The following is a 12,246-nucleotide window of genomic DNA, read 5'->3' as shown; positions in this document are numbered from 1 at the left end:
CCGATTCCGATTTTGTCTGAATTTGAATAGCTGTTAATTCTTTATCCGAATTTCTTTTTACATCCGAAATTTCTAGATCAACATTATGATCTGTCTTCAATTTTGAACTAATTGCCTTTAATTCCTGATCTGTAGTATTTTTTGTGATTTTGATAACTTCGCTGCCATCTTTAACAGTGTCTTTTTGTGTAATAGCCAGATCTTGTTTTTTCTCTTGTGCAATTGTTTTTATTTGGAATAAAAGAATAAAGGCACCTAGAGCAGGAACTACAGCGCAATATTTCCAGTAATTCCTTTTGTTTGATTGATTTTTGTTTAACATGACAATTCGTTTTTTGATTAATGATTGATAAAAGTGATTGGTGATTGCAACACAAGTCTCATGTGTTGTTATTTTTAAAAGGGTGTACTGATACGCTTTTTTATCAGCGATTTTTTTAGAAGCTTCGCTATCAGCAATAAATTCAAGGTTTTGCAAAATAGCTTTTTTATAAAGCCATACAATTGGATTGAACCAAAATAGAATACAAAAGATTCTCGAAATTAAAACATCTACAGTATGATTCTGGTCACTATGTACTTTTTCGTGTTCCAGAATATTTTCTAATTCCGCTGAAGTGTAAAGTGATGAGTTGTACACTATATAACCGAAATAAGAAAAAGGAGCAATGTTTTCATTTACATCAATAAATTTGAAATCGGCTTGTTGTTCAATTTTTTTTCCTTTCAATACGGAGTTTAAACTGTAAAAGTCCAAACCAAACTTAATCATGAAAGCAGCGAATCCGATTCCGTAAATGGACATTAAAACGAAACTCCAATTAATTTCAAAATTTTCCTCTTCCGTTATTTGAGGTTCATATTGCAACGTGTTTACAGGCTGATAAGAAACAACATGCTGATTGTACGTTGTGATATTTTTAATTTCTGTTTTTACAATTTCCGGTGCCGGCAATGGAGCAGGAGTGATCCAGATTACTTTTGTATAGACCACAAAAGGAAGCACAACTGAAGTAATTAATCCTGCCAACAAGAACCATCGGCTACTATTGAAAAAAGTTTCTTTGCGTAACAAAATAATGTAAGCAAAATAAAACATTGTTAACAATCCCCCTGACTTTAGAATAAAAATGAAAACTGCTTCCATACTTTTGATTATTTACCTTCTTTTGGATTTTCGATCATGTCTAAGATTTCACGTAATTCGTCAGCAGAAATTTTTTCTTCTTTGGCAAAAAATGAAACCATGCTTTTATAAGAACTATTAAAATAGTTGTCTATCGCTGTACTCATAAAACCTTTACGATAATCTTCTATGCTTACAGCTGGATAATACTGATGTGTATTTCCAAAAGCATGATGTGCAACATAACCTTTCTCTTCCAGATTACGAACAATGGTAGATAATGTGTTGTAATGTGGTTGATCTTCTAAAATCTCTGCTTGTATTTCTTTTACAAAAGCTTTTTTCAGCTTCCATAAAATGTGCATGATTTCTTCTTCTTTATTGGTTAGTTTTTGCATTTTATAATTATTTAAATTAGAAAACCTTTATTTACGAGTTTCTATTACTATTACGCCATTTTTACCTTCGTCACCATATTTAGCAATTGCGTCAACACCTTTGTAAACAGACATTGTTTTGATATCGCTTGACTTAAGATCATTAAGGTCAAAATGAGCAGGCATTACTGTTCCATCTATTATGATTAGTTTTTCGTCGTTAATTTTGATTTTACTAGAATTAGAAATAACGATTTTAGGACCATCCTCAGATGTTGTTATTGTAGTAACATTGTTATCTGTATCTGTCGTTACAACAGTGCTAACATTGGTGTTAGTAGTGCTATTAGTTTTTGTACTAGTATTAGAATCAGTGTTAACATTGGTTTCTGTTTTAGTTTTTAGTTTATTGCTAATTCCGGTTTTTGGTTCTTTGTTTTGAGATTCATTTACAGTCTGAATTCCGATTTTTTTGTCTCCGTTCTTATAAGTTATAATAATTACTCCAAATTCATTAATAGCTTTATCATCTGAATTCTGAACAGATTTTGCACGTTGTTTTCCTTTCTTTACATCAACTGTAATTGCTGTTAATTGGTTGGAATCATTTCTTTTTACCTCAGAAAATTCAAAATTTACATTATGGTATTTCTTTAGATTATTTTTGATCTCATTCAATTCTGTATCGGTAGAATTTTTTCTAATCTTATAAACATCCATAGACTCAATGTTTGAATCATTTTCTTTTATAATTTGTGGTCTCTCTTTCGCAATTACTTCAACTTGAAATAATAAAACAAAAGCGGCAAGTGCTGGAATTACAACATAATACTTCCAAGAATTTCTCTTTTTTGATTGATTTTTGTTTAACATGACGATTCGTTTTTTGATTAATGATTGATAAAAATGATTGGTGATTGCAACACAATTTTCGTGTGTTGTTATTTTTAAAAGCGTGTATTGATATGCTTTTTTGTCTAAAAGTTTTTTAGCAGCTTCACTGTCAGCTATAAATTCTAGATTTTGTGTTATTGCTTTTTTATAAAGCCAAACAAGCGGATTGAACCAAAAAATAATGCTAAAGGCTCGTGAAACTAAAACATCAACAGTATGATTTTGATCGCTGTGTACTTTTTCATGTTCAATAATATTCTCTAATTCAGAAGAAGTGTACAGTGATGAGTTGTAAACAATATATTCAAAATAGGAGAAAGGAGCGATATTTTCATTGATATCGATGAATTTAAAATCGGCTTGCTGTTTTATTTTTTTTCCTTTAATGATAGAATTTAAGCTATAAAAGTCAATTGCAAATTTTACAATGAAAACCAGAAAACCAAGAGCATAAAGTCCAGAAAGTATATAGTTCCAATTTAGATCTAAATTTTCTTTTTCTACTATTTCTGGTAAAGCGCTTTGAACTATACCATTTAAAGGCTGAGTTGCATTGATCCAAACTACTTTGCTATAACTTATTAAGGGAAGAATTGTCGAAATAATTAAGCCAAATAGTAAAAACCATCTGTTGCTGTTAAAAAATGTTTCTTTGCGTAATAAAAAATAATACGTGGAATAAAACAAAAGCATTAAGCTGCTTGCTTTGGCTATATAAATGAAAATTGCTTCCATAGAAAATTATTTTTCTTCTTCTTTATTTTCGATCATTGATAAAATCTCGCGTAATTCATCTGCCGAAATTTTTTCCTCTTTAGCAAAAAATGAAACCATACTTTTATAAGAACTATTAAAGTAATTATCGATAGCGGTTTTCATAAATCCTTTTCTGTAATCTTCAATTTTTACAACTGGAAAATACTGATGTGTATTTCCAAAAGCGTTGTGTCCTACATAACCTTTCTCTTCCAAATTACGAACAATAGTCGATAATGTATTGTAATGTGGTTGATCTTCTGTTATTTCTGCTTGAATTTCTTTTACAAAAGCTTTTTTTAGCTTCCATAAAATCATCATAATTTCTTCTTCTTTATTGGTTAACTTCTGCATCTTCGCTAATTTTAATTCAAACCTACAACTATTTTTTTAGTTACACAACTATAAAAGTAGTTGTTTAACTAAAAATTAAGTTTGAATACAGTTTTGAGTGCAAAAAAGCCATTCAAATTTAATTGTAATAAATTGAATAATAGTAAATTAAGAAGTTAAAGTTTTTCTTAAGAAGTTTTCTCTGTTAGCAAAGCATTTTTAATCCAGACGCAGCAACCAGTAGCAATAATACCAATGCAAGCCATAAATAGCCAGTTAATTTGATATCCCAAGCGGGTAATTATTTCAAATCCGAGTTTAGAGCTAATAATATGAGCCAAACTAAAACTCATTGTATACAAAGCCATATAACGCCCTTCTTGTCCGCGAGGTGCCCTGCTTAAAGCAAAAGCATTAGAAAAAGGAAATGTTAATACTTCACCAATAGAAATACAAACCATACTAACAACCAATATTCCTGCCCAGAAATTAATAAGAAGCAAAAAGAAACTGGACGCCATTAAAAATGAACCTATAATAATAATTCTGATTTTCGGAAAAGCTTTCCTTTCCAGAAATCCGACGGTTGGCATTTCGAGAGAAAAGATTAAAAGACCGTTTAATGTCATTAATAATCCTGTTTGGAACTCACTTAAACCAAATTTTTCATTATGATATAAAGGTAGAGTAGTAAAAAGCTGAAAGAAAATCATCGCTGTAATAAAACTCACAAACAGGAAAACCCAGAAAATTTTATCATGAAAAACAGATTTTGTGTTAGTTGCACTTTCTGTTTTGTCACCGTGATCTGCTTTTTTCTTTTCTTTAACCAGTAAAGCAAAAATAGAAATAGAGACAATACAAGAAGCCCCGTCAACCCAGAAAAGACCAGAATATCCCATTCCCATAATAATTAATCCTCCGAGAGCAGGACCTGCAGCAAAGCCTAAATTAACAGCAAGACGAACCAGAGTCAAAGCACGAGTTCTGTTTTCTGGTTTTGCATAAGCTCCCAACGAAACAAACATGGCGGGTCTAAACATGTCCGCAATCGTCATTAAAATAAACATAGCAACACAGAGAGCCCCAAAAGTAGTAATGTATTGAACAAAGAATAAAGAAACACCACTTGTAAACAAACTGAAAATCATGATTTTGTAAAACCCAATTTTATCTGAAAGTTTACCTCCTAACCAAGAACCTAACATAGAACCAAAACCAAATGCAACCATAATCCATCCGACTTGATTGTATGTAAAATGAAGATCTTCTTTTAAATATTTGGATAAGAAAGGAAGTACCATCGTTCCGGCGCGATTGATAAATGTTATAGTAGCCAGAATCCAAATTTCTCTTGTAAATCCTCTAAAATTGTTAATGTAATTGGTAAAAGCGTTTTTAAGCATTGTGTATGATAAATTATCGTCACAAAGTTAGGAAACTTTGTCTCGTTAAGTGGTTGTTGTTTTGTTACTTTTGAACTATTTTTGCATAAAATTTCTAAAATGAAAACTATAAGCTCCTTGGTTTTATTGTTGGTTTTTAGTTTTGGTTTTGCACAAAAAAAGTTTAGTAAAACCGATGCACAAAAATTCCAAAAGAAAATCAACTCAGAATATGCTGATCCTAAGACAAGTCCGCTGTTAGCAAAAGATTTAAAAACTTTTAAAAGCTTAGATTTTTTTCCTATTTCTGAAACATATTTTGTAAATGCTACTTTGGTAAAGGCAAAAGGAGGGAAAGTTTTTGAAATGAAAACATCAGGAAATTATACTTCAAAGTACATTAAATACGGAACTTTAAACTTTAAAATAAACGGAAAAGATTTTAAACTTGCTGTTTATCAAAGTTTGGAACTTATTGTACAGGAAAAATATAAAAATCATCTTTTTCTACCTTTTACAGATTTAACCAGCGGAAAACAAAGTTATGGTGGTGGTCGTTATATCGATTTGGAAATTCCTAAAGGAAACATAATAGCAATCGATTTTAATCAGGCTTATAATCCATATTGTGCTTATAATTATAAATATTCTTGTCCGCTTGTACCTTCAGAAAATGATTTGAATGTTGAAATTAAAGCAGGAGTTAAAAACTTTCATTAATGGAATATTTCAATCTTCATACCCATAATTTCACCAACCAATCTGATGTTTTGGAATTAGTGAATCAATATCCTAAAGATTTTGATTCGAATATCCCTTTTTATTCTATTGGAATTCATCCTTGGTATATCGATGAAAATCGACTTGAAACTGATTTGAAAATCATAGAAGAGAAATTGCAATTGGAGAATTGTTTGTCAATTGGTGAATGTGGTTTGGATAAACGAATTGAAGTTCCGTTAGATTTGCAAATTTCAGTTTTTGAAAAGCAGTTAGAATTAGCTGAAAAATTCAGAAAACCTGTTGTGATACATTGTGTCGCTGCTTTTCAGGAAGTAATCGAAATTAAGAAAAACAAGAAAATCACAGTTCCGATGATTATTCATGGATTTTCAAAAAACAAGCAAGTTGCAGAACAATTAATTAAAGCAGGATTTTATCTTTCGTTTGGAAAATATTTATTGAAAAATCCAGATTTAGAAAGTGTTTTTCGAGATGTTCCAAATGATCAATTTTTTCTCGAAACCGATACAATGGAAGAAACAATTCAACAAGTTTATGAATTAGCTTCAAAGTATAAAGATTTAAATTTAAAAGAATTAGAAAACATTATTTCAAGTAATTGTAAAAGTGTATTTAATAAGTAGTTTTGAGGCATTTTTAAATCAATAATTTCAAAACTTAAAACCTGAAATAAAAAAATAACAAAATAAGAATATATGGCAGAATGGACAGAAAGAGCTGAGCTTTTGTTTACTAAAGAAGGATTAGAAAATTTACAAAAATCAAATGTTTTAGTCGTTGGGCTAGGAGGAGTTGGATCTTTTGCAGCTGAATTTTTAGCAAGAGCAGGAGTAGGAAACATGACAATTGTTGATGGAGATGTTGTAGATATTACAAACATCAATCGTCAATTACCAGCTTTACATTCAACAGTTGGAGAGCCAAAAATCAAAATTGTTGGGGACCGTTTAATGGATATTAATCCAGAATTAAATCTTACCAGAGTACAGGAATTCCTTTCTCCAGAACGTGCTTTTGAGATTGTTTCTCCAGAATTTGATTATGTTTTAGATTGTATTGACAGTATTACTCCAAAATTAAATTTAATTATTGCAGCAAAACGAAAAAGAGTTAAGATTATAAGCAGTATGGGCGCTGGCGGAAAAATGTTGGCTTCTAAAGTAAAAGTGGCTGATATTTCTAAAACAATCAACTGTTATTTTTCAAAGACAATCCGTAAGCGTTTAAAAGCAGTAAAAATCAATAAATTGAAAGTGGTTTTTTCATCAGAAATTCAAAACGAGAAAAGTTTAAAATTAACTGATGGAAAAAACTTCAAAAAGTCATTCTACGGAACAAACAGCTATATGCCAGGATTATTTGGTCTTCACGCTGCAGAAACGGTTATTCGTTACTTAATTTCTAAAGAGGAATAATTAAGTCTCCGTTGTAATGGAAGTTAAATAAAAACCTTAGAACCTTAGTTCCTCAGAACCTTAGCACCTAAAAAAATGATTAAAACAGTAATTTTTGATATGGACGGCGTAATTGTAGATACAGAGCCAGTTCATCGTTATGCCTATTATTTACAATTTTCAGAATTAAATATCGAAGTGCCTGAAGAAATGTATACTTCATTTACAGGTTTTTCAACCAAAAATACCTTTCAGTCTATAAAAAACTATTTTCCTTCTGTTGAGCAGGAAATAGAAGATTTAATTCAAAGAAAACGTACTATTTTTAATGATGCTTTTGATACCAAAGAAGATTTATATCTTTTGGATGGAGTTGAAGATTTAATTAAAGATTTGTACAACAATGGAATACAATTAATTCTCGCTTCTTCAGCATCAAAAGTGACAATTGACCGTGTTTTTACACGATTTAATTTACATGAGTATTTTACTGATATTGTAAGTGGAGAAGATTTTCCTCAATCAAAACCAAATCCGGCAATATTTATTCATGCGGCTTCTTTGTCGGTTGCACCAAAAGAAGAATGTATTATAATTGAAGACAGTACCAATGGAATTAAAGCAGCAAAAGGTGCAGGAATTTACTGTGTAGGCTACAGAAGCGCACATTCAAATATGCAAGATTACAGTCAAGCGGACTTGGTTATAGACCATTTTAATGAATTAAACGCTCAAAAAATATCACAGCTTAAAGTTTGAATTATATAAAATTTAACATTTGTTCGGAAATTGAATTTGTAAATTTGAATAAAATAAAAAAACTGAATAATGAAAAAAATACTTATTGCATTAGCCCTGATTTTAAGCCCATTAGTATCAGAAGCACAAGTAAAAACACCACAAGCAAGTCCAAAAGGATATATTAAACAAACTGTAGGTTTAACTGATGTTGAAGTTACATACTCACGTCCGGGAGCAAGAGGAAGAGCTGTTTTCGGAAATTTAGTTCCATTTGGAAAATTATGGAGAACAGGAGCTAACGAAAATACAATTATCAACTTTGGAGACGATGTTGTTATTGACGGAAAAACATTAAAAAAAGGTAAATACGCTATTTATACAGTTCCAAGAATTGAAAGCTGGGATGTTATTTTTTACCTTTCTACAGATAACTGGGGATTACCTGAAAATTGGAGCGATGCTTATGTAGCTTTAAAAACTACTGTAAAAGAAGATGCATTACCAACTCCAGTAGAAACATTTACAATTGGCATTAATAGTTTAGATCCAAATTTCGGATACTTAGAAATGGCTTGGGAAAATTCTCATGTTGCTTTAAAATTTGAAGTTCCAACGGCTAAAATTGCTACAGCAAGTATAGATAAAGCTTTGGCTGGTCCAACATGGAATGACTATTATGCTGCATCTCAATATTTATTTCAATCAAACGGAAATATCGAAACTGCAAGAACTTATATAGATAAAGCGTTAGATATGAGTTCAGAAAAACCATATTACGTAACAAGATTAAAATCTCAAATTCAGGCGAAACAAGGTGATAAAAAAGGAGCAATTGAAACTGCAAAATCTTCTTTAGCATCTGCAGAAGCAGCAAACAACGCTGATTACGTAAAATTGAATAAAGATAGTATCGCGGAGTGGAGCAGATAAGAATTCTATTCTTTGAATTGTAAAATTCCAATTTTTAAAATAACAAATTCCAAAGCTTTCGAGTTTTGGAATTTTTTTTGTTTTTTACCGAAAAGTACGCTAAGTTTTTTGATCTATAATGACGTGGTAAAAGCCCAAAGTTCGCAAAGCTTTGTGTATGAACTTTGCGAACCTTGCGCAATTCTTTGTGTCTTTGTGGTTAAATCTTAAATCAATTTAATTCATACTTGGTGATTCAGGAATCTTTATCGTTTTCTTGATTTTTTTTATTAAAAGATAAAAAGTAATTCCGCCCAAAATAATTAGAAGAGCAATCTGAAGTTGCCCGATACTATTGTTTTTATTGTACATCGCATTGGCCGCAGCAAGTTTTAGTTTTCCTTCTTTGATCTGGATTTGTGATAAAGATTCTAATGTTTTTAAGGCTTGTGCACTAGAATAAGCGATTTTGTCCCAGTTTTTATTTTCAACTTGGTTATTAATTTCTTTGCACGAACTTAGAAATATATCAAAATATTGTTTTTCTGTGTTCGTTAAAACCGTTTTAGCATATAAGTCATCAATATTGTGAATGATATCTAGGGTGTGAATAATTTCATCCTTCTTTATCTTATCATTCAAATCTAGTTTTTCTGCCTCTGCTTTTATAAAATGAAGTTGTTTGGAATACTGAAAAATATAATGGGCCACCACCAAACGATCTTTGTAAATCGCATTAATATTGTCGTTTACATTCTTAGAATTCTGAAGCGTATTAAAGTTTCCCAATAAAATTAGCAGCATCACAATCAAAAGAATAAATGCGGCTTTGGTTTTATTACTGTATTTTTTTAAATCTTTCATCTTCAGTGATTTTTAAAAATGTAAACGCAAATTCTTTTAGAAAAATTTCTTTACTCTTGCCAATTCAATGTTTTTAACGCTTCCTAATGGTGCAATTTGAATAGCATCGTTTCCTTTTGTAAAATAAAAATGATACAAACTATTGGCACTTATCAAATAAATCTGTTCCGATTTATCGTCACTAAAATTGATTGTAGATTCATATTTCATTTTATTTTCTAGAAGTTTCTTCTTCATATAATAGCCGCCCGCCATACCATATCCAAGAAAAAAAGATAATAAAATGACAGCCAGAGATTTTATCGCCACACTGTTATAATAGCTTTCAGTCTCTCTTTCTGTCAATTCTATTGTTGGTTTTAGCTCAAACATTTTCTGTAGAATTTTATTTCCGTGATGCTTTGCTAAAAATTTTGGAAGTTTGATATGCGTGAGAAACAATGAAATAATAGTGAACAGAATTATCGGATTTGAAGTAAACTCAGCAATCGGACTCATTAAAACATCTGTGATTGTAGAATATTTTAAAATGTTAATTCCTAACTGATAATAGTAAATACTATCCTTCAAAATTCCCATCAAAATAAGAAACAAGTAGCCAAAAGGCAGTAATTTTTCTAAATCGTCTGAAATTTTCATTAATTTCTCCTGTTTAAAATTGGTTTAGTTTTCGGAAGTAAATCTTTATACAAGTTTTACGTTTACTAAAATAGTACTTTTTACTTACAATTTTAACGTAGAAGTATGGGTTTCAGAAATATAGTTTTAAATGTTTTTTTTAAGGAGCTAATTCCTGCTGTCCGCTATATCTTTTGTGCCGAACCCCGGCACAAAAGATATAGCGGACAGCAGGCAGGGCTAGGCGCATTAGGATTTATTTGTTAGAAGATTGTTTAATTAATGAAATTGCCTTCATTTATAATCAAATGATACTAATCCAATATCAATTCATTATCATTATTGTCTCCTCTAAAAAATAAAAATTGCAATAGGACTGCTAACACAATAGTTAACATTGCTCCAATGAAATTCAGCCATAAATAACCCAATTTTTCCTGACTGTAAATCATAAAATAATAAATTACAAAAATGGTTAACTGACTAATAATAGCACTAATAAACATGGGTTTTGCTTGAACTTTTTTAGAATAAAAAGCGACAAGGAATATCCCTAAAACAGTTCCATAAAAAATAGAACCAATAATGTTTACAAGCTGAATTAAGTTCTCAAACAATGTTCCGACGCAAGCAAAAAGAATCGCTACAACTCCCCAAAAAAGCGTGAAAAACTTAGTCACATTCAAATAATGCTTTTCTGATTTTTCTTCTTTCTGATTTCGTTTGTAAATATCAATTGCAGTAGTCGAAGCCAAAGCCGTTAAACCTGAAGCAGTTGATGACATGGCAGCCGAAAGAATTACAGCCAATAATAATCCGATAAGACCTTTTGGCAAATAATTTAAAATAAAGTGAAAAAATACATAATCCTTATCGTTCGTTTCAGCATTACTATCTGCTCGTGAAATAATTTCTTTGGCTTTATCGCGAAGATCTTTTTCTTTATTAGATAAGGCAACTAATTCTTTACGCAAAATCGGATTGTCATAATCCTGATTCAACTGATCGATATACAATAAATTGATTACTTTTTTATCTTCTGAGAGTTTTTCCAATTTATTCTCCAGTACTTTATATTCTTCTTTATATGCCGATTTTTCAATTGTAGTTTTATTATTCGGATTGAAATTTAAGGGAACAGGATTAAACTGAAAAAATACAAAAACCATAACACCTGTTAAAAGTATAAAGAATTGCATTGGAACTTTTAGAAGACCATTCATAATCAATCCCATCTGACTTTCACGAACTGATTTTCCAGATAAATAACGGCCAACTTGAGATTGATCTGTACCAAAATAGGCGAGTGCCAGAAAGAAGCCTCCTGTAATTCCGCTCCAAATGGTATATTTTTCCTCTGGATCAAAAGAGAAATCTACGATATTCATTTTATCATTTGCACCAGCAATGTGAAGTGCACTGTTGAAAGTCATATCATTTGGGAGATAATGTAAAATCAAGAAAAACGTAATAAACATTCCCGACATAATCACGAACATCTGTTGTTTCTGTGTTACGTTTACCGCTTTTGTTCCTCCAGAAAAGGTATAAATAATAACCATCACTCCAATGATGATGTTCATTATAGTCAAGTTCCATCCCAAAAGGGCTGATAGAATAATAGCTGGTGCGTAAATCGTTAATCCAGTTCCTAAACCTCTTTGGACTAAGAACAAAATGGCAGCAAGTGAACGAGTTTTAACGTCAAATCTTTTTTCTAGAAACTCGTAAGCTGTGTAAACCTTGCTTTTATGATAAAGTGGAATAAAAGTCAAGCAAATGACAATCATCGCAATTGGAAGTCCAAAATAAAATTGCACAAATCCCATTCCGTCATGATAAGCCTGTCCAGGAGTTGACAAAAAGGTAATCGCACTCGCTTGAGTTGCCATCACAGAAAGACCAACAGTATACCAAGGAGTTTCATTATTTCCTAAAATGAAATCTTCAACGTTCTTGCTTCCTCTGGTTTTCCATGAGCCGTATCCAACAATAAATAATAAGGTTACAATAAGTACGATCCAGTCAAATAGCTGCATAAGTTATGAGTATAATTGCATGATTAAGAAAAAAATAGCAATATAAATTGCGTTAGCGACCAATAC

Annotated in this window: 13 protein-coding genes; 5 read left to right on the top strand and 8 right to left on the bottom strand. The window is 31.0% G+C overall.

Translation table 11 applies throughout. The features are described from left to right. From VGE71_RS23220 to VGE71_RS23200, 5 genes are all read right to left on the bottom strand, one after another. Nucleotides 1-1,147, bottom strand: a 1,147-nt coding sequence (locus VGE71_RS23220; protein WP_331140457.1) for a M56 family metallopeptidase, incomplete at its 3' end; no start/stop codon positions are given. 8 nt (nucleotides 1,148-1,155) lie between these two features. After that, nucleotides 1,156-1,524 carry a BlaI/MecI/CopY family transcriptional regulator gene (locus VGE71_RS23215; protein WP_331140456.1) on the bottom strand — a complete coding sequence of 123 codons (369 nt, stop codon included), beginning with the start codon at nucleotides 1,522-1,524 and terminating at the stop codon, nucleotides 1,156-1,158. A 27-nt stretch (nucleotides 1,525-1,551) separates the two neighbouring features. Continuing rightward, nucleotides 1,552-3,132, bottom strand: a complete 1,581-nt coding sequence (locus VGE71_RS23210) for a M56 family metallopeptidase (protein ID WP_331140455.1) — start codon at nucleotides 3,130-3,132, stop codon at nucleotides 1,552-1,554. A 6-nt stretch (nucleotides 3,133-3,138) separates the two neighbouring features. Continuing rightward, a complete protein-coding gene (locus VGE71_RS23205; protein WP_144212524.1) occupies nucleotides 3,139-3,507 on the bottom strand; it encodes a BlaI/MecI/CopY family transcriptional regulator in 369 nt (122 codons plus the stop codon). Nucleotides 3,508-3,674: 167 nt separating this feature from the next. After that, nucleotides 3,675-4,892 carry an MFS transporter gene (locus VGE71_RS23200; RefSeq protein ID WP_331140454.1) on the bottom strand — a complete coding sequence of 406 codons (1,218 nt, stop codon included), beginning with the start codon at nucleotides 4,890-4,892 and terminating at the stop codon, nucleotides 3,675-3,677. 99 nt (nucleotides 4,893-4,991) lie between these two features. On the opposite strand from VGE71_RS23200, the gene VGE71_RS23195 reads away from it, so the two are divergent. The 5 genes from VGE71_RS23195 to VGE71_RS23175 all read left to right on the top strand — a co-directional run bounded on the left by VGE71_RS23195 (nucleotide 4,992) and on the right by VGE71_RS23175 (nucleotide 8,680). Continuing rightward, nucleotides 4,992-5,591: a DUF1684 domain-containing protein gene (locus VGE71_RS23195; RefSeq protein WP_331140453.1), complete on the top strand. Its 600-nt coding sequence runs from the start codon at nucleotides 4,992-4,994 to the stop codon at nucleotides 5,589-5,591. Beyond that, nucleotides 5,591-6,238 carry a TatD family hydrolase gene (locus VGE71_RS23190; RefSeq protein WP_331140452.1) on the top strand — a complete coding sequence of 216 codons (648 nt, stop codon included), beginning with the start codon at nucleotides 5,591-5,593 and terminating at the stop codon, nucleotides 6,236-6,238. The genes VGE71_RS23195 and VGE71_RS23190 overlap by 1 nt, the downstream gene beginning before the upstream one ends. 72 nt (nucleotides 6,239-6,310) lie before the next feature. Further along, nucleotides 6,311-7,030: a tRNA threonylcarbamoyladenosine dehydratase gene (locus VGE71_RS23185; protein ID WP_144212532.1), complete on the top strand. Its 720-nt coding sequence runs from the start codon at nucleotides 6,311-6,313 to the stop codon at nucleotides 7,028-7,030. Nucleotides 7,031-7,105: 75 nt separating this feature from the next. Next, complete coding sequence (locus VGE71_RS23180; RefSeq protein WP_331140451.1) at nucleotides 7,106-7,768, top strand: HAD family hydrolase; 663 nt, start codon at nucleotides 7,106-7,108, stop codon at nucleotides 7,766-7,768. Between the two features lie 69 nt (nucleotides 7,769-7,837). After that, nucleotides 7,838-8,680: a DUF2911 domain-containing protein gene (locus tag VGE71_RS23175; RefSeq protein ID WP_331140450.1), complete on the top strand. Its 843-nt coding sequence runs from the start codon at nucleotides 7,838-7,840 to the stop codon at nucleotides 8,678-8,680. Between the two features lie 216 nt (nucleotides 8,681-8,896). Here the strand turns inward: VGE71_RS23175 and VGE71_RS23170 are convergent, their stop codons facing one another. The 3 genes from VGE71_RS23170 to VGE71_RS23160 all read right to left on the bottom strand — a co-directional run bounded on the left by VGE71_RS23170 (nucleotide 8,897) and on the right by VGE71_RS23160 (nucleotide 12,180). After that, nucleotides 8,897-9,523, bottom strand: a complete 627-nt coding sequence (locus tag VGE71_RS23170) for an MCP four helix bundle domain-containing protein (protein ID WP_331140449.1) — start codon at nucleotides 9,521-9,523, stop codon at nucleotides 8,897-8,899. Nucleotides 9,524-9,559: 36 nt separating this feature from the next. Beyond that, nucleotides 9,560-10,162 carry a hypothetical protein gene (locus VGE71_RS23165; RefSeq protein ID WP_331140448.1) on the bottom strand — a complete coding sequence of 201 codons (603 nt, stop codon included), beginning with the start codon at nucleotides 10,160-10,162 and terminating at the stop codon, nucleotides 9,560-9,562. A 293-nt stretch (nucleotides 10,163-10,455) separates the two neighbouring features. Further along, the gene (locus VGE71_RS23160) at nucleotides 10,456-12,180 is read right to left on the bottom strand and encodes a sodium:solute symporter (protein ID WP_331140447.1); all 1,725 of its coding nucleotides are present in this window, start codon (nucleotides 12,178-12,180) and stop codon (nucleotides 10,456-10,458) included. Nucleotides 12,181-12,246: the final 66 nt, after the last annotated feature.

The organism is Flavobacterium sp. (genome assembly GCF_036405015.1).
Lineage (GTDB): Bacteria > Bacteroidota > Bacteroidia > Flavobacteriales > Flavobacteriaceae > Flavobacterium.
The sequence above is the reverse complement of the archived record's forward strand: the minus strand, read 5'-3'. Positions and strand labels throughout refer to the sequence as shown.

Coding starts and splice junctions, on each gene's coding strand:
- VGE71_RS23175 (WP_331140450.1), top strand. CDS start 7,838: ATGAAAAAAATACTTATTGCATTAGCCCTGATTTTAAGCCCATTAGTA.
- VGE71_RS23215 (WP_331140456.1), bottom strand. CDS start 1,524: ATGCAAAAACTAACCAATAAAGAAGAAGAAATCATGCACATTTTATGG.
- VGE71_RS23160 (WP_331140447.1), bottom strand. CDS start 12,180: ATGCAGCTATTTGACTGGATCGTACTTATTGTAACCTTATTATTTATT.
- VGE71_RS23205 (WP_144212524.1), bottom strand. CDS start 3,507: ATGCAGAAGTTAACCAATAAAGAAGAAGAAATTATGATGATTTTATGG.
- VGE71_RS23185 (WP_144212532.1), top strand. CDS start 6,311: ATGGCAGAATGGACAGAAAGAGCTGAGCTTTTGTTTACTAAAGAAGGA.
- VGE71_RS23170 (WP_331140449.1), bottom strand. CDS start 9,523: ATGAAAGATTTAAAAAAATACAGTAATAAAACCAAAGCCGCATTTATT.
- VGE71_RS23200 (WP_331140454.1), bottom strand. CDS start 4,892: ATGCTTAAAAACGCTTTTACCAATTACATTAACAATTTTAGAGGATTT.
- VGE71_RS23195 (WP_331140453.1), top strand. CDS start 4,992: ATGAAAACTATAAGCTCCTTGGTTTTATTGTTGGTTTTTAGTTTTGGT.
- VGE71_RS23165 (WP_331140448.1), bottom strand. CDS start 10,162: ATGAAAATTTCAGACGATTTAGAAAAATTACTGCCTTTTGGCTACTTG.
- VGE71_RS23210 (WP_331140455.1), bottom strand. CDS start 3,132: ATGGAAGCAATTTTCATTTATATAGCCAAAGCAAGCAGCTTAATGCTT.
- VGE71_RS23190 (WP_331140452.1), top strand. CDS start 5,591: ATGGAATATTTCAATCTTCATACCCATAATTTCACCAACCAATCTGAT.
- VGE71_RS23180 (WP_331140451.1), top strand. CDS start 7,106: ATGATTAAAACAGTAATTTTTGATATGGACGGCGTAATTGTAGATACA.